The 21,801-nt window shown below is 69.0% G+C and carries 18 protein-coding genes and 4 pseudogenes; 13 read left to right on the forward strand and 9 right to left on the reverse strand.

Features of this window, described 5'->3' with window-relative positions; translation table 11 throughout:
* The first annotated feature begins 120 nt into the window (after nucleotides 1–120).
* The 6 genes and pseudogenes from LE548_RS45750 (at nucleotide 121) to LE548_RS39895 (ending at nucleotide 7,754) form a co-directional block, all read left to right on the forward strand.
* On the forward strand, nucleotides 121–792 hold the full coding sequence (locus LE548_RS45750; RefSeq protein ID WP_263637123.1) for a LacI family DNA-binding transcriptional regulator: 672 nt from the start codon (nucleotides 121–123) through the stop codon (nucleotides 790–792).
* Nucleotides 789–2,030 (forward strand): substrate-binding domain-containing protein, encoded by a 1,242-nt coding sequence (locus tag LE548_RS46775; protein ID WP_374116234.1) that lies wholly within the window; start codon nucleotides 789–791, stop codon nucleotides 2,028–2,030. The genes LE548_RS45750 and LE548_RS46775 overlap by 4 nt, the downstream gene beginning before the upstream one ends.
* Before the next feature lie 409 nt (nucleotides 2,031–2,439).
* Nucleotides 2,440–2,994, forward strand: a complete 555-nt coding sequence (locus tag LE548_RS39880; protein WP_225101943.1) for a hypothetical protein — start codon at nucleotides 2,440–2,442, stop codon at nucleotides 2,992–2,994.
* Between the two features lie 122 nt (nucleotides 2,995–3,116).
* Complete coding sequence (locus LE548_RS39885; protein ID WP_225101944.1) at nucleotides 3,117–6,218, forward strand: hypothetical protein; 3,102 nt, start codon at nucleotides 3,117–3,119, stop codon at nucleotides 6,216–6,218.
* A pseudogene (locus tag LE548_RS46780) lies at nucleotides 6,215–6,688 on the forward strand (glycoside hydrolase family 20 zincin-like fold domain-containing protein); the annotation flags it as partial. The gene LE548_RS39885 and the pseudogene LE548_RS46780, both read left to right, overlap by 4 nt.
* A 1-nt stretch (nucleotide 6,689) precedes the next feature.
* Nucleotides 6,690–7,754 (forward strand): family 20 glycosylhydrolase, encoded by a 1,065-nt coding sequence (locus tag LE548_RS39895; RefSeq protein WP_225101945.1) that lies wholly within the window; start codon nucleotides 6,690–6,692, stop codon nucleotides 7,752–7,754.
* A 243-nt stretch (nucleotides 7,755–7,997) separates the two neighbouring features.
* Here LE548_RS39895 and LE548_RS39900 read toward each other — a convergent pair whose 3' ends face one another.
* The gene (locus tag LE548_RS39900) at nucleotides 7,998–8,438 is read right to left on the reverse strand and encodes a hypothetical protein (protein WP_225101946.1); all 441 of its coding nucleotides are present in this window, start codon (nucleotides 8,436–8,438) and stop codon (nucleotides 7,998–8,000) included.
* Nucleotides 8,439–8,618: 180 nt separating this feature from the next.
* Nucleotides 8,619–9,626, reverse strand: a complete 1,008-nt coding sequence (locus LE548_RS39905; RefSeq protein WP_225101947.1) for a lipopolysaccharide assembly protein LapB — start codon at nucleotides 9,624–9,626, stop codon at nucleotides 8,619–8,621.
* Between the two features lie 215 nt (nucleotides 9,627–9,841).
* Between LE548_RS39905 and LE548_RS45755 the strand changes: the two genes are divergently transcribed.
* Nucleotides 9,842–10,390 carry a WD40 repeat domain-containing protein gene (locus LE548_RS45755; protein ID WP_263637124.1) on the forward strand — a complete coding sequence of 183 codons (549 nt, stop codon included), beginning with the start codon at nucleotides 9,842–9,844 and terminating at the stop codon, nucleotides 10,388–10,390.
* A 612-nt stretch (nucleotides 10,391–11,002) separates the two neighbouring features.
* Here LE548_RS45755 and LE548_RS39915 read toward each other — a convergent pair.
* The 4 genes and pseudogenes from LE548_RS39915 to LE548_RS39930 form a co-directional block, all read right to left on the reverse strand.
* A pseudogene (locus LE548_RS39915) lies at nucleotides 11,003–11,182 on the reverse strand (IS5/IS1182 family transposase); the annotation flags it as partial.
* Nucleotides 11,183–11,335: 153 nt separating this feature from the next.
* The gene (locus LE548_RS39920) at nucleotides 11,336–11,500 is read right to left on the reverse strand and encodes a hypothetical protein (protein ID WP_225101948.1); all 165 of its coding nucleotides are present in this window, start codon (nucleotides 11,498–11,500) and stop codon (nucleotides 11,336–11,338) included.
* Between the two features lie 454 nt (nucleotides 11,501–11,954).
* Nucleotides 11,955–12,482: a DUF4303 domain-containing protein gene (locus tag LE548_RS39925; protein WP_225101949.1), complete on the reverse strand. Its 528-nt coding sequence runs from the start codon at nucleotides 12,480–12,482 to the stop codon at nucleotides 11,955–11,957.
* Between the two features lie 71 nt (nucleotides 12,483–12,553).
* Nucleotides 12,554–12,997 carry a M48 family metallopeptidase gene (locus tag LE548_RS39930; protein ID WP_225101950.1) on the reverse strand — a complete coding sequence of 148 codons (444 nt, stop codon included), beginning with the start codon at nucleotides 12,995–12,997 and terminating at the stop codon, nucleotides 12,554–12,556.
* A 769-nt stretch (nucleotides 12,998–13,766) separates the two neighbouring features.
* Here LE548_RS39930 and LE548_RS39935 point away from each other — a divergent pair.
* The 3 genes from LE548_RS39935 (at nucleotide 13,767) to LE548_RS39945 (ending at nucleotide 16,685) form a co-directional block, all read left to right on the forward strand.
* Complete coding sequence (locus LE548_RS39935; RefSeq protein ID WP_225101951.1) at nucleotides 13,767–14,177, forward strand: hypothetical protein; 411 nt, start codon at nucleotides 13,767–13,769, stop codon at nucleotides 14,175–14,177.
* Between the two features lie 933 nt (nucleotides 14,178–15,110).
* Nucleotides 15,111–16,262 carry a hypothetical protein gene (locus LE548_RS39940; protein ID WP_225101952.1) on the forward strand — a complete coding sequence of 384 codons (1,152 nt, stop codon included), beginning with the start codon at nucleotides 15,111–15,113 and terminating at the stop codon, nucleotides 16,260–16,262.
* A 15-nt stretch (nucleotides 16,263–16,277) separates the two neighbouring features.
* The gene (locus LE548_RS39945) at nucleotides 16,278–16,685 is read left to right on the forward strand and encodes a hypothetical protein (protein ID WP_225101953.1); all 408 of its coding nucleotides are present in this window, start codon (nucleotides 16,278–16,280) and stop codon (nucleotides 16,683–16,685) included.
* A gap of 325 nt (nucleotides 16,686–17,010) precedes the next feature.
* On the opposite strand, the gene LE548_RS46235 is transcribed toward LE548_RS39945, so the two are convergent.
* Nucleotides 17,011–17,631 carry a TetR/AcrR family transcriptional regulator gene (locus LE548_RS46235; RefSeq protein ID WP_225101954.1) on the reverse strand — a complete coding sequence of 207 codons (621 nt, stop codon included), beginning with the start codon at nucleotides 17,629–17,631 and terminating at the stop codon, nucleotides 17,011–17,013.
* Nucleotides 17,632–17,918: 287 nt separating this feature from the next.
* Between LE548_RS46235 and LE548_RS39955 the strand changes: the two are divergent.
* A pseudogene (locus LE548_RS39955) lies at nucleotides 17,919–19,090 on the forward strand (IS3 family transposase).
* Nucleotides 19,091–19,110: 20 nt separating this feature from the next.
* Here the strand turns inward: LE548_RS39955 and LE548_RS39960 are convergent.
* Nucleotides 19,111–19,452, reverse strand: a pseudogene (locus tag LE548_RS39960) (transposase); the annotation flags it as partial.
* A 257-nt stretch (nucleotides 19,453–19,709) separates the two neighbouring features.
* Here LE548_RS39960 and LE548_RS39965 point away from each other — a divergent pair.
* A complete protein-coding gene (locus tag LE548_RS39965) occupies nucleotides 19,710–20,249 on the forward strand; it encodes a winged helix-turn-helix domain-containing protein (protein ID WP_225101955.1) in 540 nt (179 codons plus the stop codon).
* The gene (locus LE548_RS39970) at nucleotides 20,216–20,773 is read left to right on the forward strand and encodes a transposase (RefSeq protein ID WP_225101956.1); all 558 of its coding nucleotides are present in this window, start codon (nucleotides 20,216–20,218) and stop codon (nucleotides 20,771–20,773) included. Before LE548_RS39965 ends, LE548_RS39970 begins: the two co-directional genes overlap by 34 nt.
* Nucleotides 20,774–20,828: 55 nt before the next feature.
* On the opposite strand, the gene LE548_RS39975 is transcribed toward LE548_RS39970, so the two are convergent.
* Nucleotides 20,829–21,326: a nucleotidyltransferase domain-containing protein gene (locus LE548_RS39975; RefSeq protein ID WP_225101957.1), complete on the reverse strand. Its 498-nt coding sequence runs from the start codon at nucleotides 21,324–21,326 to the stop codon at nucleotides 20,829–20,831.
* Nucleotides 21,327–21,801 lie beyond the last annotated feature (475 nt).

A 21,801-nucleotide genomic window follows, 5' to 3' on the forward strand; every position in this document is an offset into this window, starting at 1 on the left:
CCATGCGAGTGGAGATCCGCCAGCTCGATCTCCGCCCAGACCAGGGCCTGGGCGCGGTCAGGGTCGATGAGGTCCGGATCTCCGTTGAGCCAGGAAAGGAGCTCACGGGCCTCCTACTCCATGGCTGCGGCGCAGGCGGCGCTCGATGGGCTCATTCGCTTCCTCCGCTTCTCGTTCTGCGTGCTCCTGCGGCGGTTCCCCTGGCGCTGGGGTGGCGCTACGACGGGTACGGACGAGCCGGTCACGTTGCAGGGGATCGCAGAGCGGCTGGGGCTGCACGTCTCGACGGTGTCGCGGGTCCTCAACGGCAAGGCGGACGTGCAGGGCCGGGCGCCATCCGGGGAGACGGCGCAGCGCATCCGGTCCCTGGCCCGGGAGTTGGGGTACCGGCCCAATCCTCACGCCACCAGTCTGCGCACCCGGCGCAGCAACCTGGTGGGGGTGCTCTTCCCGCGTCTGTCGGAGATCGTGGTGGCCACCATCCACGAGGGTGTGGAGGAGGAGGCGGCCGCACACGGGCTGTCGGTCTTCGTCACCAACACCCGCGACGATCCTGCCGTGCAGCGGGAGCGGATCGCGATGGTGCTGGGCCGCCGGGTGGACGGGCTGATCATCGGTGACGCTCATCTCGACGGCGCTGTGCCGGCCGACCCCGTGCTGCGACGCGTCCCGTACGTCCTGGTCAACCGCCGCACGGACGGGGATCATCCCGCCGTGACCTGCGACGACTTCCTGGGCGGGCGGATGGCGGCGGACACCTGCTGGGACTGGGGCACCGCCGGGTCGCGGTGATCGCCGGAGAACCGTTCGCCAGCACCGGAACCGACCGCGCGGCAGGCTTCCTGGACCGCTACCGTGAGGCCGGCCTGCCGGTCCCGGGCCACCGGGTGCGCCACTGCTCCTTCGACATCCCCGGCGGACGTCGGGCCGCGGCGGAGCTGCTCGTGCCCACCGACAGGCCCACCGCGCTCTTCGCGGTCAACGACCTCGCCGACCTCGCCGACCTCGCCGCCCTCGGCGCCATGGGCGCCGCCCGCGACCTGGGCCTGCGCCCCGGCAGCGACTTTGCCCTGGTCGGCTTCAACGACACCCCCCTCGCCGCCGAACTGCCCATACCGTTGACGAGCGTCCACTCACCTATGGCCGAACTCGGTCGCGCGGCTGTACGCCGACTCCTGCACCGCATCGCCGGTGAACCCGCCGCCTCCCAGCACCTGCGCCCCCAACTCGTCGCTCGTGCTTCCAGCGGCGCTCCCATCGGGCCCGCACTCGGCTGCGAGCGTCGCCCGCAGGCGCATCGACCGATCTGCGGCGTCACCGTCGTCGGCGGCTCATCGGCGCACCGACGCGCTCATCACCCGATGGCTATGAGCGGGCGGAACTGCGGTCACGACGGGCGCAGGCCCGCGGCGCTACGTGCCGTCCCACGACAGGGACGGGCGCAGACCGCCTACGGGGTGGAGCTGGACGGCGCTGACGTCGTCCGCGTGGAGTCCGGGGAGCAGATCCCCGTCCCGCGGCCCTTCACGCCGCTCAGCGCACGTACCTGCGCGACCGTGCGGGTACGGGTGGCCTTCGGCGGACGGCGGAGCGCGCGGAGTGAACCCGCAACCGCCGAGACCGTACTGCTGGAGCCCGGCGACTGGCCGGCGCGCTTCATCACTCCGCGCGCCCTCCGCGGCATCGGCCGATCCGCCCCCGGCCTGACTCGCGTGGTGAGGCTGGGGCCGGCCTCGCATCGGCCCGCCTGTCGCCACCGCGCACGGCGTCGTGGTTGGAGGGGACGGCGGAACGGCGGGGGCCCGCATGCTCCTGGCGATCGCCGAAAAACTCGACGCGACCCGCCCCGCCGGACCGCACTTCCACCTGACCCCTCCTTGGTACGCATGACCGCCACCGGCGTAAGGGATTCGGCAGGCGTCGGCCTCACCGCCCACGACCGGCTCACTGCGCCGGCACGCTCTGCGCCAGCCTCCGCAGTCAAGGCGTTGCGATCAGGGCACCTTTACAGCTCTCCAGACTTGGAATAACTTCCACTCTTGGAGTTGGATCAAGCTAAGGCCTGGCCCAATGGAGTTGACTCATGGCGCAGTCCGCCAAGGGCCGATACGGATCTGTTCGTCGCCGCCGGGCTGCCCGGAGTGGAGTGGTGTTGGTGCCCGGCGCGGGGTTCGGTCTGGCGGTCGGCGCCTGCGGCCGGGTCGGCGAGGCCGCGCCCGGGGCCGCCGAGCGGACGAGCACCGCGCAAACCCCGTCCGTGACACCCACGGCGACGCTGTCCTCGGCATCGCCATCGCCATCGTCGTCCGCGACGCCGACCGCTGATCCCGCCCTGGCCCTCACCGTGTCCCCCGGGGGAGCTTCGCGGTCCGGAACCAGGGTGGGACGCGCTACAGCGTTGCCCTGGCCACCGGGTCCCTGCGGAACGCTCGCCGGGGCGTGTCGGAGGCAGCCCCGGACTCCGGTGACCTTTTCACGGACGCGGAACCGCTCGAGACGGTCGTACTGGGCAGCTTCTGCCATGACGTCGACTACGACACGGACGCCGTCCTCCCCTTGATGGTGACGATGAGCAGGAAGGGGGAGCAGAACGTGCCCGGCCTCGATCTGGAGGTCGACGCCGGCGCAGGCATACCGCTGCCCAGTGGAGTTCAGGTGGAACTCGAAACGCGCGGATTCTGCGGCCGGTCGGGGCAGGACGGGCTGGGAAGGGCGACCAGGGGAAGGACGGTCAGCGTGTTCCAGCCGTTTCTCCTCGGCGGCGAGGTGCGGACGGACACCCTGCCCGCCCTCCTCACCCTCAAGAAGTACCGCTCCGATCCGGCGAAGTTCCGCGACGTGCGCTTCGACCTGGTTCCGCAGAACGGCTACGGAGAGAGCAGCCTGCCCCGGATCAGTGACCTCAAGGGCATGGAACGCGACACCTACGTGAGCATTCTCGGCGAGACCCTCACCCGGGGCGTGCAGATCCACGTCGCTCGCCGGACCGGCTGAAAGAGAGAAGAGCGGTGGGAACGAAAGACGGGCGGGGTGTTGGAGGCTGGCTGCACCGCAGGCGGCAGCGGCGTATCGAGCAGAAACAGGATGCCCTTCAGGACTCGGTCGCGATGATGGGCATGACGTACGAGAGTGTGATGGAGCGGCTCGACCGACTGGTGGCGGAGGACCGTAGCGCGGAGGCCGTATGGCTGGCCCATGCGGCGCGGGCGAGTGGCGATCCGGGCAAGCGGGCCGCAGCCGAATTCCTCACCTGCATGGTCGGGTTGGGGGTGGCGGAAGGCTACGAAGAGGCAGCTGCGGCGATGGATCGTGCGGTCGCCCTTGCCGGTGCCGAGGCCGAGTACGACGTGCTCTACTTCCGGGGGGTCGCTGTCGCTCGCCAGGGCGACGTCCTGCAGGCGGCCACGTACTTCGAGCGGGCCGGGCGGTCCCCGCTGCGCCGATTGGCCGCCCGCTCCGCACTGGCTCTGGGGCTCATGCACGTCAAGGCGGACGACGACGAGCGGGCCCTGCCTCTGCTGAGTACGGCGTGCGCGTCTGGATACGAGCCCGTCGTTCCCCCAGCGGCCTTGTACCTGGCCGAGTTGAAGGAGCGCGCGGGCGATCGGACGGAGGCCGCGCGGCTGTACTACACCCTGCTGAGCGGGCCGCCGCCCCTCGCCCAGATCGCCCGGCAGCGGATCTCCGACCTCGACACGTACCTGGGACAGGACGAGGAGGCGGAGCAGGTGCTGGACGATATATACAGCCCCAGCACCGTTTCCCACGCTTCGACCGCGGTCTTGCTGGCCCGGGCGAAATCGCACATGGAGCAGGGCGACATGGAGTCGGCCGAAGTTCTTCTGCGCAGTGCCGTGGAGGCCGATGTACAGCCCCAGAGCCAGCTCGCCCAACTGCGCCTCGGCGACCTGCTGGCGGAGCGCGGCGACACCGGCCAGGCCACCGTTCACTGGCGGCGGGCGGCCGAGGGTGATCACACGGAGTTTGCCTCCGAGGCCGCTCAGCGGCTGGGCCGGGTGCTGACGGGCGACCCGGGGTTCCTGGTGACCGCCGACCCGGCTACCGTGAACGCCCTGCTGGAGCTGGCGGTGGGTCCGGGGGTCGCGTCCGTCATGCGGGTCTACCAGACCTCGGCCGAGCTGCACGCGACCGCCCCCGCCGCCGTACGCCGCTCCCTGCTCGCCCTGGACGCCGTGCGGCACGGCGACCGGCAGCTGGCATCGCGGATCAGCGCCGTGCCCCTGCCGGACGAGCCCGCCCCGGGGTGGGGACGTGTCGCATGGTCCACCGGCACACGACTCGGCGGCTTCCGCTGGAGTGCGGCGGGCCACGAAGGCGGTGCGTACGGCGTGGTCACGGCGCTGCTCGACGGTCGCCCCGTCGCGGTCAGCGCGGGCGCCGACGGCACGGTGCGGGTGTGGGATCTGGGCAGCGGCGAGCCATTGGGCGCCGCCTTGGAGGGCCACCGCGGCGCCGTGGTCTCGCTGGCCGTGGAGGCACTGGAGGGCCGTACGGTGGTGGTCAGCGGGGGCGATGACGGGACCGTCCGCATACGGGATCTGAGGAGCCGTCAGGACCTGTCCGCGCCCCTGACCGGTCACACGGGCCCGGTGACGGCGGTGGCCACGACCAGGGTCCGCCGTCGGCCGGTGGCGGTCAGCGCGGGCGCCGACGGGACCGTACGCCTCTGGGACCTCGCGACAGGCGAGCCGGTCGGCAAGCCGCTCACTGACGGCAACACCCCGTTGCGCCTGCTGGCCACTGCCGTGATCGACCGCCGAACGGTGGCGATCACGTTCGATGAGGAGGGCGTCGGGCGGGTGTGGGACCTGGACAAACGCTGGCTGACGCAGCTGCGCGGCCGGATTCCCCGAGCCGGCGAGGCACAGTCCTTGACGACGGCGGTCCTCGACGGCCGGCCGGTCATGGTCTGCGGCGGGAGAAGCGGCGAGGTCGTCGTCGCCGAGATGGGGACCGGCACGCAGATGGGCAGCACGATCTCGGGGGAGGCCAATGGCGCGCGCGGGGCGGTCCTGGCGCAGGCGCACGGCCGCGACATCGTCGTCACCGGAGGCTTGAGCGCGATCGCGCGGGTCTATGACCTGGCCGACGGCGCGGAACTCGCCTCGGTCTACACCGGTTTCAATGGTCAGATCCGCGCGGTGGCGGCCACCGTGGCCGAGGCGCGGCCCCTCGCCGTCCTTGCCTGCGCCGACGGACGGATCCGGGTCTGGGAACTGCCCTGGTTCGAGTCACCGGGTGACCGGTCGTCCGGGCACAGCGACACCGTCCACTCCGTCGCCACGGCCGAGACCGACGGTCGCGCGGTGGTGGTCAGCGCGGGCGCCGATGACACGGCCCGGGTGTGGGATCTCGCCACGGGGGACGTGGTGGGCACGCCGATCACCGGGCACGGCGGCACCGGGTCCGCGATGGCGACGGCGCACATCGACGGCCGGCTTGTCGTGATCACGGGCGGCTACGACGGCATGGCCAGGGTATGGGACCTGGCCACCGGCGAGGAGACCGGTAGGCCCCTGGCACACCCCGACGCCGTGAACGCCCTCGCGGCGACGGTGCTCGACGGGCGTCCCGTCCTGGTCACCGGCGACAGGGCTGGCGCCGTACACATATGGGACCTGGCGGATCGCAGGCTCCTGCGGGGGCCGTTGCCCGGTCACGAGGAGGATGTGGCCGACGTGGCCACGGCGCTGCTGGACGGCCGCGCGGTCGCGGTCACCGGGGACGGCACGGGTACGGTCTTGGTGTGGGATCTGGCGACCGGCGCCCGGGTGGGGGAGTTCATGGCCGTCGAGCCGAACCCCGACAGCGACGACGAGGAGGAGTTCCTCGACGCGGTGGCCACCGCGGTCGTCGAGAACCGTCCCGTCGTGGCCACCCTCAGCAACGACGACACGAGGGGAATGCTGCGGGTGTGGGATCTGGCCACCGCAGCCCCTCTGGGCGAACCCCTGACCGTGCACGAGACCGGAGCCGTCTCGCTGACCACCGCCGTACTCAACGGGCGTCCCGCCGCGATCACCGGGGGCGAGGATGGGACCGTCCGCGTCTGGGACCTGACAACGCTCGAACAGCTTGGTTCTCCCACGCAGTTCACCGACCCCGTCACCGCGCTCGCGACGGCGCCGGACGGCCGGCTGGCCGTGGCCTACGGCTCGGAGGTGACCGTGCTCGACGAACCGGAGGGAAACCGGTGACGGACCGTTTTCCGAACCGCAGACGGTTCGCCGGATGGCTCCTCGGGGGTGGACTTGTTGCTGCAGCCGCGTGCGGCGGGGCCTCACCGACGCGAAACCGTACTGCTTCCAGCGTCCCGACGGTCATACCAGCCCTGACCAACTGGACTGCAGGCCCAACCAGGTTCACCCTCGGTGAGTCCCCGAAAATCGTCGTCACCGCCGGTGCCATGCCGCTGCTGTCGACCACCGCCCGTCTCTTCGCCGCCGAGGTGAAGGCACTCACCGGCGTCACCCCAACCGTGACGACCGGTACCGCGAACGACGCGCTGACCGGCGACATCTACCTTGCCCTCGACAACCCCGAACTGCCCAAGGACGCCTACTGGCTCAACGTCCGAGCAGCACTCACCATCAGCGGCTCCAGCGACACGGGCGTCTTCCACGGCACTCGGACGGTCGGGCAACTCCTGGGCCAGAGCACCACGATCTTTGGCGGCAGCAGCACCGACGCACCCGCGTACCCCGAGCGTTCGTTCATGCTCGACGTGGCCCGCAAGTACTACTCCATCGGCTTCCCTCAAAGCCCTCGTCCGAGAACTCGCCTGGCTCAAATACAACACCCTGCACCTGCACCTGACCGACACACAGGCATACCGCCTGGAATGCGACACCCATCCCGCCGCCGTCGCCGAGAAGCGCTACACCAAAGCCGAGATGGCCGATCTCGTCTCCTACGCCGCGGCCCGGCACATCACCATCGTCCCGGAGATCGACATGCCGGGACACATGAACCCGATGCTCGGCCAGCACCCGGGCCTGGCGTTGCGCCGGGCCAACGGCTACCTCAGCCTCGACCTGTCCAAGATGGACGCAGCATACGACCTGGCCCGATCGTTCCTCAGCGAGTACCTGGACGTCTTTCCGGGACCACGATGGAGCATCGGCGCCGACGAGTGGCTGACCACTTCCGAACTGGCTTCCTTCCCACAGCTGGCCGCGACGGCCCGGCGCCTGCACGGTCCCGGCGCCACCGGCTGGGACCTGGCCTACGACTTCATCAACCGGCTCGTGGCCTATCTGCGTGCAAACGGCAGGCAACCCAGCATGTGGAACGACCAGTTGGTCCCGGACACCGTGGTACGGGTCGGAGCCGGACTGACCATCGAGCACTGGTACGGCTCTTCATCCCCCAGCGCCGCCGACCTCCACCAGCAGGGCTATGCGCTGCTCAACAGCAACTCCAACGTCCTGTACGGAGACACTGACAACGACTCCTACCCCGACCCCGCGGCCATCTACGACGATTTCGCGGTCAACCGGTTCGCCCTCGGCAAGGGCAGCCAGACGATCCCGGCCGACAGCCCGCGCCTGCGTGGCGCGCAGATGGCGATCTGGTCCGACAGCGACAACTCCTACACCGAGGACCATGTCGCCTCCAGGATCAGGGACCCGCTGCGGTCGCTGGCCCAGATCGCCTGGGGTTCACCCAAGTCAGCCACCCGCTACGGCCAGTTCAGCGTTCTGATCGACAAGGTCGGATCGCCGCCGCCCTGAGCGGCCCGAGCCGGGGGGCGGGGCGATGCCGCCCGTCACTTTCCCGCAGCCGGCCACCGGCCGGTCCGACGGCGGGGCCCGTTGCGCCGTGCACGCGACACCCAGTTGTGCAGCGTCCCGGGGTGGATGGCCAGATCCTCGGCCGCCTCCGCAATCGGCTTCCGGGTCGCCGTCACGATCCGCATCGCCCTGACGTCGACGGACACCTCACTGACGACGGTGGGCGAGCGGCCTGTGGGATGCTCAGCGGCTGACGGTCCAGGAGCCTTCGTAGTAGGCGGAACCGCCGTTGACCGGATCACCGTTGGCGTTCACGACGAAGCCGGCGCCGTTGTAGAGGATCTGGGTCACGCCGGTGACCTGGAAGGTGATGAGTCCGGTGACCGTCTGGCCGGGGCCGATGTTGTGGCCGACGTCGGGTGGGTGCGCGTTGACGACGACGCCTTGGGCCGGGAACGACCAGGTGCCCGAGCCGTCCACCGCGACGAAGGATTGGTTCTTGATGTTGGCGGTCTTCGAGTGGTCGGGGTCGCTGGCGCTGAACTGGACGGTGGTCCCGGAGCCGGTGTCCTGGACTTTCACGACGGTCACCCTCAGTCGCACACCGTCCGTGTTCATGTCCAACGTCGTGCCGACCTTCCCCTTGGTGACCGGGTCGCTGTTGCTGCAGCCTGTGAGGGCCATCACCAGCATGCCTGCGGTGACGAGGGCGGCGACAGCCGCTGACGACCGCGTGACGGATGCACTGGCTCGTTCGGTGTGCGGCACCGCGGCCTCAGCCTTTCTGCGGTTCGAGAAGGGACGACCTTCTTGGAAATCTGCCAACGGAAGTCTTCATGCCGCCTCCCTGCGACTCGGTGAAGGTCAGTTCGCTGCGCGCCGTAGCTTGCGAGTCCGGGAAGCGGCCCGCTTGATCTCGCGTGAGCCGGTCTTCATGGCGATGGCGAGGTGCTGGTCGGCCTGGACGGGGTCCACGAGGCAGGAGCCGAGGTGGAGGTGGGCCAAGGCGGCGACCGCAGGGTCGGCCGAGGTGGTGCCGACGGTGAGCAACTCCACGACGCCGTCGGTCTGGTCCGCCTCCAGGCGGCCGACCGCGAGTTCGACCGCGGCCTTGGGCGCGTAGTCGGGATGACCAGTGGCGTAGACGCGTTCGAGCATGGCTCCTGACAACACGGCCGCTTTGGGGTCGCCACTGTCCCTGAGCAACCCGGCGAGGTTGAACGCCGCGCGCAGTGCGACGTTGGGGTGCGGGCTGCTCATCGCGGCCTCGTAAGGGGCGATCGCGGCGTCGCGCCGGCCGTTGCGGTCGAAGGCCAGGGCCAGTTCGAGCTGAGCCCGCGCGATGACCACGGGGTCGCCGCAGGTCGTGGCGGCGGCGAAGTTCTGTGCTGCCGCCTCCTCGTCGCCGAGGCTCACACGCAGGAAGCCGAGGTGGATGGCCGCAAGGCCCGAGGTGGCGCCGTTACGGAGCATCATCGCCAGTTGGTAGTTGGCGTCGGCCTCCGCCCACTTGCGTCGGGCGTGCATCGCCATGCCCCGGATGAGGAAGACCTCGCCGGCGATGTCCGGGTCCGGGGACTCGCCCACGCTGTTGACGCTCTTCAGCGCGTCCTTCGGCCTCTTTCTGGCGAGCTGCACCAAGGCCGAGACGAGTACGCCGGCCGTGCGCCGCTTCGGGCTGGCGGAGGCGGTGGCACGCACCGCGAGGGCGGAGGCGTGCTCTACCGCGTCGGCGTCGATGAAGGCACGCGCGAGTTCGAGGATGCCCGCAAAGTCGAGCTGGTCGAAGCTCTCGTCGTCGAGGAGATCGCCCGGATCGGGCAGCCTCAGCGGCCCCGGAAGACCATCGCCCCCACCTTGCGCGCCACTCACCGCTCCGCCTCCCGCGCCTTCGGTCAACACTCTGCTCTCGCCGAGTTCGGATCTCTCACCAAGAGCGGATCTTACTTGATCACTCTCCAATCATGGAATGCATTCCAGTATTGGCTCTGCACCCATTACCGTGCACGCCGGTGTCGAATGCACAGAAGGAGCTCGAGTTGGACAGCGCCGGTCTTCAAAGTGGTGGTCCGTACCGTGAAAGTGCCATGGCGGGCGGGTGGTTGACCGATCCGGGGTGGCTGGTGAACACCGTCCCGGGACGGGTCCTGCCCGCGCTGGACGGGGCTGCAGGGCGGGAGGAGGAGCTGGCGGCGGCGATGTACCGGGCATCGGCGCATCTGCACCGGGATGCGGGGGCTGGGGTGCGGCGGCAGTTGCTGGCGTTGGACGCGGCCCGGTACGGGGACCGCGGGCTGGCGGCGCGGATCACGGCTGTGCCGGTGGCGGGCGAGCCGGCGGCACGTTGGGGGGTGGACTGGGCCACGGGTGGCATGGTCACCCCGCAGCTCATACACACCCTGACCGGCCACACCCGCGGGGTGTGGGCGGTGGCGACGGCGGTGGTGGATGGCCGGCCCGTCGCCGTCACCGGCAGCGACGATCGGACGGTGCGGGTGTGGGACCTGACCACCGGCGAACAGATCGTGACCCTGCCCTTCCCGGACCTTGTCCTGGCGGCGGCGGTGGCGGTGGCGCCGGGCGGAGAACTGCTGGTCGGATTCGGCGGGGAACTCGCCTGTTTCTCCCCTCGCTGACCGCACAGACCACGCTGGGCGCCGCCGTGCCATACGGCACTGATACGGCGGCCGCGACCGTCTGGTTCCAGACAGCATGTGTCACCGGCGGCAGCAAGATGGCGGGCCCAGCGGGGTGCGGGCCCGCACCCGCCGAAGCGGACGACAAGGCGACGATGCCGAACCCACCCGGGCGAACGCACACACCTACCCACGACCGCCGCGACCCCTCACCTCGCATCAAAAGCGTCACCAGGCACGGCTGCCCACCTCGACCAAGCAGCCACCGTCCGCAACGGAACTGGGGAGTTGGCCCTCGTTGAAGAAGCCCTACTGGCAGCCGTATTGGTGGCGGCTGCTGTTCCGCGAACACGGTTCGTCGGGGTGGGAGGTGATGGGTCCCGAGCCGGTCCATCAGGTTCCGAACGATGCGCTGAAGAACGCGTCCCTCGAGGCGTGGGCCCACGCCTTGCTGGAGGAAGCGCCGAACGAGCTGGACGACCTGTGTGGCGACCTGCTTCTCGAGTGTTACGAGGAGCCCGCCCCTACAGAAGGCACTCCACCTGTGTATTCACGCCAGATACGGCTACCGGGATACACACTGCCGAGCCCGCGCGGATAGGCGGGCACTCCTGGGCGGCGTTTCGGGCGGTCGTCCCAGCGGTGGGTGTTCCAGGCTCGTCTGTTCAGGCTACGGACAGTGATGATTGTGTCTGCGAGGGCGACGAAGGCATCGATGACGGTGATGCGCCGTTCGCAGCAGCGGGCAAGGCGGTGGAAGGCGTTCTGCCAGGCGTGCGTGCACTCGACATGTCACTCGCTATGGCTGCCGCGTCGTTGACGGCCGGGCGGTCGGGTCCGCGGCTCAGCTTGGTTGTGGCCTCGTGCCCTTCGGCCGTGTCGCACCGGCAGTGGCGGACGCGGTGTGCGGGCACGGGCATGCCGTTGACAGGCAGCCGGACCTCCTCACAGGCATTGCCAGCAGTAGAGCTGCTCGTCGGCTTCGCGAGCCCGCCTGGCGAGCCGGATGAGTTCCTCGGCTACGGGTTGCATGTCTTCGGCGCGCGCTCCGTGCAGTTCCTCCGCTTGTACCCATGCGGCAGTGATGGCCGGCACGTCGAGGTCGCGCACTGCCGCCAGGGTGTCCCGTACCGGAGGACGTAGTTCGGACACCCACGGTCCCGTCAGCCAGGGGCTGGCCTCGGCTGGCCTCGTCCTCGGTGTCCTCCGGGCCTGGGACCGGGGAGGCCGGCCACACGGTGGTCTCCTCGACCAGGTCCACCTGCCACGCAACCTGCCGAATAGCAGCGATCAGCATCGCCAGGACAACGGTCGGATCCACCCCCTTGGCCTCGACTCCGTCGAAGACAGAGGGCTCCGTGCCGAGTGGGGACGCGCCATCTGTCTGTTTGAGCACCCGGACAACGGATGCGGCGTCAGGTGCGCGGAAGTAGTCGATCAGAACACCCATTGTTACTCTCCAGGACGAGACGACTGCGTGCATTCAGCTGTCCTGAAGCAGACGGGCTGAGAACCGGTCACAGGGCCGTGAACCACACCTGGGGACGGGACAACGCGCATTCCGTCACCGGGCGCGTGGTGTTTCGCCGGCCGGGCTGCCGATGGCGCGGAGCCAGCGGGTGAAACGCCGGGTCTGGTGTGGCGGGTTGAGACGGCGGATCCAGCCCGCCTCCCGTTCCGCATCCGTGTGGTCGGAGACGGCGAAGACCACGACGGTGTCGCCGTCCCGCTCGATGATGTCCTCCGCCAACAGTGTCTCCAAGGTCACCACGCATGCCTCGTACACGCTCTCGCGCCACTGGCACAGCTCCCGGCCGCCGAGAGTCATGGAGCGTGTGAGCAGGTGCCGGTTCACCTCGGTGAAGTACTCATGGCCCGCACCCTCGTACGCCCATTCGGCCGGGCTCCACCGGTAGTACTCCGCGTCGTCCGGATCGGCGGCCTGGCTGCGGGCCAGATGATCCCGTGTGTTGACCGCGCAGCAGACCGTCATCGCCGCCGCGTCGGAGTACAGCGCGTATCCGCAGCACTCCGTGCCGCCGAGCCCCTCCGCGAGGCGGGTGAAGGCCGATCGGGCGGCAGGCAGGAGCATGGTCAGCGGCGCTTCGCTCTCAGGTGCGGCGGGTGTTTCCTCGGGGCGACACTCCCGGGCTCGCCCGGGGCTCACCCTGAACCCCGGGCATGGCCGAGGTCGGCGCGGGCCCGCAGGAAAGCGAGGTACTTGGGGTCGTCCTCGTCGAAGATGTCAGGACCGCCGCCCATGTAGGCCCGCATCAACTCGTCCGCCGCGCGGTGGTGGTCACCGAGTTCCAAGGCGCTCTGGCCCAGGCGGAGATGGATGAACGGGTTGCCCAGTCCGCCGGGGCACCGGACGGCGTTGTGGAAGCACCGGTACGCCCTGTCGAAGACACCCTTCCGAAAATGCACGTCACCGATCGCCACGTAGATCCAGGTCGAGGCCGCCCAGTCGCTCGGATCACCCGGCAGCAGTCGCAGGGCCTCCACGTACAGCGCCTTGGCCTCGTCGAGTTGGCCCGCTTCGGCCAGGGTGTCGCCGCGACGGCACAAGCCGTCGATCTCGGCGGAGAGGTCGTCGGGCAGGGGCATGGCTGTTCCTTTGATTCGCGTGTACGGGCGGCCGGTTCAAGCCGGTTCCTCACTGAGGACATGGGGCGGGTCCGAGTGTGTTGGTGGCGATCACGTCGATGTTGTCCATCTGGCCGCTGCCACCGTGGCGGCATGAGTCCGCTCGACCCGAAGGACGCACAACTTCAGCTCGTCCCGGCTGCCGCAGACCAGCGCGTTGCAGCCGGCCTTGCGCCGTCGAACAGCGGAATCGGCATCCCGGACGGCGGAACGGCGTACACCTCCGCGGGCGGCCCGTGTACGTCGCCGGTGAGAGCTCCTTCTGCTTCTGCACAGTCGACACCCACGGCACTGTAATGGACTTCAACCCAACCATGGAAGACACTCCATGATTGGGAGGTGCTCAAATAGGATCCCGTCTTCGTGAGAGACCCGAACCCGTCGCGAGCAGGGCGTTGGCCGAGGAGAGCAGCCGCGGCCAGGCGGAACTGCGCCCTCTGGAGAGGCCCCCCGAGAGCGGACCGGACTGTCCGTCGGCCCTGCGGCGACCACGGGGCTCTGTGGCCGGACAGCGGCTCCGCCGGTCACGCTCGCCGCTGAAGTTGCTTCAACGAAGGCACCGCCGAATCCCTCCGTACCCGATTCAGCCACCTCCGGTCGCGTGGCCGGCCGCCGCTCGTCAATGCCATCGGCACGCAAGGTCTGGTGCCGGAGTACGCCACCGGAGCGGCGCCTGATCGGACTCATGCCGACCCTGATTCCACTGCTCTCGGATGATTGAACAGCGACAATGACTTTTGCACTCCATGCTTTTCTCGGTCCCGACTCCCCAGAGATATCCAACGAATCACTGGCCGCTGACCTGCGCGCGCTCTTCGAAGACGCAGCGGGCTTCACGCTGCAGTGGGAGCGGCTTCCCTTCTCCAAGGGCCCTACGCTCGCCCTCAGGTGGGGAGCATGGCTGACGCGCATCGCTTACGAAGAGAGCGAGACTGTGGCAGAGGATGCGCGCTTTGTGCACCGGTTGATCGGAGGATCGGTGCCTTTTGATCTCTCGGCTGTCGCAAGACGGGTCCGGGTCGTCTTCGGGGACGACGATGCCCGCGAGTACACGAACCAGATCATCTCGCTTATGGTCTACCTTGAAGAGATACAGGGTGCGATTGTCTTCGATCCTCAGCAAGGCGGTGTCATGCGGTGATTCCCGCTCGAAGCCCCTCGACGGCGAGACCGAGGAGGCTGGCCGAGCGGCGATCACCGTGGCTCGGCACACGACCACGCCCGAGGCGTTGGCCGACTACACCCGCAGAGCCGACCCGGCGCCGATCCCCAGCCATGCGGAGGACCTCGGCGCCAACCCCGCGCTGCCGCAAGAAATCCAGCCAGCCCGGGCCGCTCGCGGAGACCGCGACCACGAGCTCTCGCCAACCCGGAACTCCCCGACACCGTTCGCGCCGTCATCGCCGCCCGTCCCGGGCCGGGCTGCCGAGGCCCGGCAGATCTCTGGGGATACGAGCACCGCGGCGCAGAGGAGACCTCGTGCTGACCCTGCCCACCTCGCGGGCCCGCTTCGCCGCCGACCGGCTGAAGGCGGTGGATACCAGACAGCTCCTGTTCAGGGACGGCTCTGGCGTACCGCGCGGTGATCTCGCCTCATGACCGTGGGCGAGACATGGCGGAAGATACAGCCGTTGCGCGTCCCTGCTGGCTGGACGGTGAGCTGGAACAGCCTCTACGAAGTGGACCCCGGGCCCGACACCATCGACTGGCTGTACGGGTCAGTGCTGATCAGCGCTGACCATGCGGGTTCGGGACTGTGCTTCGATACGCGCTGGGAGCCGGAAGGTGATCCCCAGGGGTGTTACGTCGTGGACTTCCTGCGCCTGGATCGACGCAGGGGCGGCCGGGACGGCGGGGCGGGTGCCGGGGTATTGCTCGGCACCTGGACGACGCGGAGTCGCCCCGCACTCGTAGCAGCCTTGGAGGAGTTCATGTTCACACGCGAGGTACCGAGCGCGGCGTACGGGACGTGCGGTGCCGGCGGGCCTGGCCGACGTCCGGCGGGGCAGGAGTCTGAGGTAGTGTACGAGTCGTTGCAGCGGGAGACCCACACGTGATCCAACAGTTGGACATAGTGGGCGAGGAGGCTGCGTGCTCGCTCGCCGGAGGCCATGCGCGTTCGTCGACGGCGGGCGGTGCCCGGGTGGTGCTCGGCGCCGACGCGTCGGTGATTCTTTGCGACGCTGTGGACGAGCCGGGCGTGAGCGGGGTGTGGAGCGGTCAGCTGTTCCGGCTGATGGGCCCGGCGTCGGCCGTGGTGAGAGCACGGATGGTGGACGAGTCGGACGGTCCCCTCCCCGTACATCTTTTCGTGCGTGTCTTCGGGGGCTGCCGCTATCTGGGCGTGGGCCGGCCGGTTTATTCGTCCTGTGCCGCCGGTGAACTGCTCCAGTGCGACCTGAGGATCGAGCCCCCGCTTGCGCCTGAGGTCCTGGACGAGGTGCGGCCGACCGGTCGGTCACCGCAAACGCCGAGCCTGGACTGGCTCACGCGGCTGGGGGAGGATCGTGTCAGGGCGCTGGGACACTTTGCCACGGGCTGGTACCCGCGGCCGGGTCTTGCCCCGGCCGCACCCGGTGCGGTGCCCGCCGACCTGCCGCGCGCCCTGCGGGAGTTCTACCGGCTGGCCTACCAGCGGCCCGGGATGCTGGGCGGGCAGAACCGGATCCTGCCGGCCACCGAGCTGCGCCCGGGCGCGGATCCGCGACGGGTCGTCTTCGGCGAGGAGAACCAGCTCTGCTTCCACTGGGAGCTGGACCCGGCCGAGGTCGACCCGGTCGTCTGGCTGACAGCGGCGGAGGACAGCGCCGAACGCGAGCCGCTCAGCGGCTTCCTGATGCAGTTCTCGTTGTTCGAGGCGATGGCCGGGGCACCGTACCTAGCCCAAGCCTGGTACCCCCCAGTGCCGAGCCGCTCGTACAGGACCTCACCGACCGGTTGCGCTCCGTGCCGCTCCGGCCGTGGCGGTGGCCGGCCGACCCGACGACGTTCCACGTCGCCCCCGGCCTCATCGCATGCACCAGTGACCTGGGCGACGGCATGTTCGAGATCACGATCGGCGCACAGCACCGCGGCGCACTACGGCCGTTCGGTGAACTGGGCATCGACTGGTCGTCCTTCGACGGATGACGTCGCCACGACCCGCCACCACCTCGACACGCATGCCAGGCGACGAGACGCCGGCCGGTGCGGCTGCTCGCCCCCAGAACGCGCTGTCAGACCCTGACGGTACGTTCGCGCCATGAGTGTCTCCCTCTACTACCACGCGAGCCGGGCGGAGCCGCTGACCGGGGTCGAGACGGCCGCCATCCAGCGCATCGTCGCCGCCCGCGCAGCCTCCTTCCCGTATGCGGACGAAGAGCAGCTGTTCCTCTACAGCGCAGAAGGGATCGACCCGGACGAGATCCTCGCCGGATCCACAAGACTGCCACTCGATCCCGACCGGCTGCTTCCGGTGATCACCCACGTCCTGGGCTCGCTCACCCAGCTGCGTCGCACCCTCGACGGCGAATGGCACGTGCACCTGGAGGACGTGGACCTTCCCTGGGACGAATCCGAGGGCTATGTGTTGCCCGACACGGACGACACAGGTCGTGCGGCGTCCGAGCCGACCAGGACTGACGGGATTCAAGGCGAGGAGAGCGCGTAGTGCGGACCACTGCCAGAACTCTCCAACATCGCCCTACGAGTTGGGGCAGTCGAGGCAGCTGCGCGAGACGACGGGGCCACCAAGCGGTAGAACCGAGGCATGCTCGACTCCGCCTGCAGCTTCTACCCCGACAACCTGCCGGCCTGCCCCCTCCACGAAATTCTGCAGCGCGGCGCGAGGACGAGTGCATGGTGCTGTCCGATGTCCTCCAACCGCAGTCCTCCACCGTCGAGGTGCTGCTGGAGTCGTCCCGGTACCTGCATTCGACGCCGAAGTCTTCGCGAAGGAACCCACCCCGGAACACCTGACTGGTGCATGCGCAGGGTCAGGTCCTTGCGTCGAGGCCCCGGGTGAACACGGTGAGGATGGTGTCGAGCACGGGGCCCATGTCCTGTGGGTCGACATGGAGGCGGTCGGCGCGCCAGCTCAGGGCGAGGATGCCGTTCATGGCGGCCCACAGGGCGTAGGCGGTGGCTCGGGGGTCCAGGTCGGGGTTGAAGGAGCCGTCGGCGATGCCGTCGCGCAGTGCGGCGGTGAGTTTGGCGTTCTGTTCGTCGACGAGGTCGGCGATGCCCTTCAGTGACCCGGCGTCGGCGGGGGGTTCGGCGAGCAGCCGGAAGTGGTGCGGGCGTTCGAGGGCGAAGCGTGCGTAGGCGTCGGCGGCCAGCAGGATGCGTTCGCGCGGGGTGCCGGGGGCGGCGTAGGCGGCGTCCATGTACTCCCGGTTCTCCCGGAAGGCCCGCTCGGCCACCGCGACGAGGACCGCGGATCTCCCGCCTACCCGGTTGTAGACTGTCTGCACGGCCACGTCGGCGCGTTCGGCGACGGCCTCCAGGGTCAGGGCCGTGGGCCCGCCCGCGACGAGGATCGCCTCCGCCGCTTCGATGATCGACTGTCGCGTCGCGGCGGCCCGGCGGGCCGTTCGGGAGGTCTCGTTCGCTGCCACAGGGCGACTTTACAGAACCCCAAGATTTTGCGCTCTTCCACAGTTGGAATTCACTCCAATAGTGTGTCTGTCGGTGTGGCCGGAACGGATGGGTTGTGGTGACGGCGGAGGACCGCGGATTTTGAACGGCGTGGAGTCGGGCTTCCGGCCTGGTGGCGTCCCGAGCGGTCGGTCGTCGGGGCCGAATGGACGGCGGATGGTTCCGAGGGGGTGTTCCGGAGGGGGCCCTCCACCTTGATCGTGGACACCTCGACACTGGATCTTGAATTCAGGGAGAGGAGTCCCGAGTGGGGACCTACAAGTACTCGGCGGAGTTCCGGGCCGACGCGGTGGCGCTGGCGCGTTCGTCGGGCCGGCCCGTTTCACGCATCGCCGCCGAACTCGGCGTGAATCACGAGACGCTTCGGCAGTGGGTCAAGACTGCGGAGAACGCCGAGCGTCCCGAGGCGCTCGCGGAGTCCACGAAGGACGCGGAGATCGCGGCCTTGCGTAAGCAGGTCCGCGAGCTGGAGATGGAACGTGACATCCTGCGCCGGGCGGCCAAGTATTTTGCGGGCGAGATGAACTGGTGAGCCGCTTCGAGTTCGTTGCCGACCATCGCGACGCCTTCGGCGTGAAGCAGCTGTGCACCGTGCTGAATCTGTCCCGGTCCGGGTTCTACCGGTGGCTGAAGACCGCGCCGGCGCGGGCCGCGAAGAAGGCCGCCGACGCAGCGCTCACCCGGCGGATACGCAAGGTCCACACAGAGTCCGGGATGACGTACGGCGCCAAGCGGATCACCGCCGAGCTTCGCGCGAGCGGTGTGATGGTGAACCGCAAGCGCATCGAGCGGCTCGTGCGCCAACACGGCATCCAGGGGCGGAGGTTGCAGCGGCGACACCGCACTACGATCCCGGATCCCGCCGCCCAGGCGGTGCCCGATCTGCTGCGGCGGAACTTCACCGCATCCGTCGCCGACCGGGCATGGGTCGGTGACATCACCTATCTCCCCATCGCCGGCGGGAAGTTCCTGCATCTGGCCACCGTCATCGACGTGTTCTCCCGTCGCCTGCTGGGCTGGTCGATGGCCGATCACATGCGGGCCGAGCTCGTCACCGACGAGCTCGGCGCGGCTGTCCGTACTCACGGCGGGCAGGTGGACGGCGTCATTTTCCACAGCGATCACGGGGCTCAGTACGGGTCGAAGGCGTTCAGCGACGCTTGCCACCAGGCCGGGATCCTCTGATCCATGGGAGCGGTCGGCACCTCCGCGGACAATGCCGCCGCGGAGTCGTTCTTCGCCTCGCTCAAGCGGGGGATCCTGCCCGACCGGCGCGGCTGGCCGACCGCACGAGCCGCCAGGCTCGCAGTCTTCCGCTGGCTCGGCTTCTACAGCCACCGGCGCAGCTACTCCACGATCGGCTACCTCGCGCCGGTCGCCTTCGAGCAGAGATCAACTACGCTGGTCATCGCTGCATGACAACCGGTGTCCACGATCAAGGTGGAAGCCCCGGCGGTGGCCACCACCGAGATGAGGGCCTGCTCGGCCCGCCGGCGCCGTTCGAGAAGCCAGTGCGGGAAGTAACTACCCTGGCGCAGCTTGGGGACGGCCAGCTCGACGGTCCCTGCGCGGGTGTCCCACTCACGTGCCCGGTAGCCGTTGCGGTGGTTGACGCGTTCGTCGCTGACCTGCCCGTATTCGGCGTTGCAGAGGGCATCGGCCTCCGCGGACATGAGCGCGTCGGTGAACGTCTTGACCATCGCGCGCAGCAGATCGGGACTCACCGCGGCAAGGTTCTCTTCCGCGAGGGCGTGCAGGGGCAGACTGTCCGGTGCGGTCATCGTGCTGATCTCCTTCGAGCTTCGACACCTCGAAGATCAGCCGGTGACCGTTCATCTATGCGGGCCTCATCCCAACGCCGGAGCAGACTCCCGGATCAGGTCGAACCCGTACACCACTTCCCTGGACTGTGACCAGGATCGATAGTTGGCACCCGGCAACGTTCGTGACCTGCGCTGATGCCAACTACTGAACTTGATCGAGTGATGTCGGGCTGTTCGCCTGACAGTGGCCGGTCTGCTCCGGTAGCCCTTGGGCCGTGAGGTACGCGCAGGGTGGAGGGCTGACCGACGGCGAGAGGGCCGCGCGCGAGCGGATTAGGCTGCAGGCCGTGGCTCGTTTCGAGGGCGGGGAGACTAACAAAGAGATCGCCGCCGGGTTGCGGGTGAGCGAGCGATCGGTGGAGCGGTGGCGCCGGGCCTGGCGCGAGCGCGGCCGGGCCGGGGTGGTGTCGAAGGGCTCGCCGGGCCGGCCGAAGCTCAGCGAGGTACAGGTCGCACGGCTGGAGCGGGAGTTGGAGCGTGGTCCGCTTGTTCACGGCTGGGCGGATCAGCGGTGGACGCTGGCTCGGGTGAAGACGCTGATCGGCCGGCTCTTCCACGTCTCCTACACGGTCGAGGGGACCTGGCGGCTGTTGCGGCGGTACGGCTGGAGCTGGCAGCAGCCCGCCCGGCGGGCGATCGAGCGCGATGACGCGGCGGTGGAGGTGTGGAGGAAGGAGACCTGGCCGCGGGTAAGAGCCTTGCGGCGGAGCGAGGGGCCTGGTTGGTCTTCGAGGACGAGGCTGGCCAGTCGCTGACTCCGCCGCGTGCCAGGACCTGGGGCAGGATCGGCCGCACCCCCGTCGTGCGGGTACGTGGTCGGGGCTCCGGACGGGTGTCGATGGTCGGTATGACATGCTACAAGCCCGGTGGACGTTCCCGGCTGTTCTATGCGGTCCGGGAGTACACCGGGCGCAAGGACCAGCGGAAGGGCTTCGGGTGGCGTGACTTCCGGGATTTGATCGTCCGCGCCCGCATCCAGCTCGGCGGTCCGATCGTGTTGGTCTGGGACAATGTGCGGCTGCACCTGACCAGGCCGCTAAGCGCGTTCATCGACGCGAACGCAGACTGGCTCACCGTCGTACAGCTGCCCACTTACGCCCCGGACCTGAACCCCACCGAAGGTGTCTGGTCGCTAGTAAAGCGCGACGTCGGCAACCTCGCCGCCGCCGACCTCGCCCAAGTCACGCGCGCGGTGAAACGGCGACTCAAGCAGCTCCAGTACCGGCCTGACATGATCGACGGCTGCCTCACCGGCTCCGGCTTGGTCCTGGAGAACTGATGTGCAACCAGAGAAGAGCGAGCGCGCGAGTCGGTGAGTTCGGCCGCTGAAGCACTCAGTGGCCGGGCGGCCGGACCGTGTACTCCTCGGGGAGGGCGACTCCCGTGCTGGCATGCAAGCGTGCCATGTCGCGGAGGTCCTTTTCGGTGGCCACGTAGCCGATGTGGCACTGCACCTGTGTGGCGGCGTCAACACACCAGACCTGGTGCCCGCCGATGGTCCCGGTTGTCGGCGCTGGATAGTGGAACCGCTCACCGCCGGGGAGAAGCTGATATCCCCCCTCGCGGCGCGACCCAGTGATGGGGTGCAGGTCGATCTCCCTGCCGGTTCCGTCCGCGACGGCCAGCGCGGTGGGAAGCCAGTCTCGCAAGATTTCCGTGAACCCGGCCTTGGTCAGGGTCGTCCGCACTACGGGGAGTTCGTCCAGCAAGACGACCAGGTCGAGATCAGAGTGGGCTCGGGTCGTCTCACCGACCAGAGCGTCCACACCCCAACCGCCATCCACCCATGCCGTCGCGCCCGCGGTCTCCAGCAGGTGCAGGACTCCGACCACATCAGTTTCACTCAGCACAGGGGGCACTCTGGCAGCGCCGACGGGCGGACGCCACCGAGATACGACACAACAGCGGCACCGCACTCGACGTCGCCCCAAGCGCAGGCGAAGCGCGGGCCACACCGAGCCGACATCACCCATTCAAGCTCAGTAGCTTCAGCAACTGGTGAACCGGAAACAGAGAGATAGTTGGCACTTTGGTACAGCGCAGGTGAGGGGGTGTTTCGCCGGGAGGAGGGGCCCGCTACCCCCCGCTGTCAGCGGAGGCCCCGTGTGCGTCTGACGGACTCCAGGTCCCGATACAGCTTCTCTGCCGATGATCCGTACGGTGGTGCATCCAGACTCAGTCCACACACCTGACGATGATCACCGGTGGCCGCACCTGTCTTCCCACCGGCCCCCACCAGCAAGATCACATCTCCGGCTGGAGTACTGAGCGGGATGCCAAGGAGTGCGTCCGCCTGCCCAACCCGCG

Origin of the sequence: Streptomyces sp. CoH27 (assembly GCF_020181035.1) — a bacterium.
Taxonomy (GTDB): Bacteria; Actinomycetota; Actinomycetes; order Streptomycetales; family Streptomycetaceae; genus Streptomyces; species Streptomyces camelliae.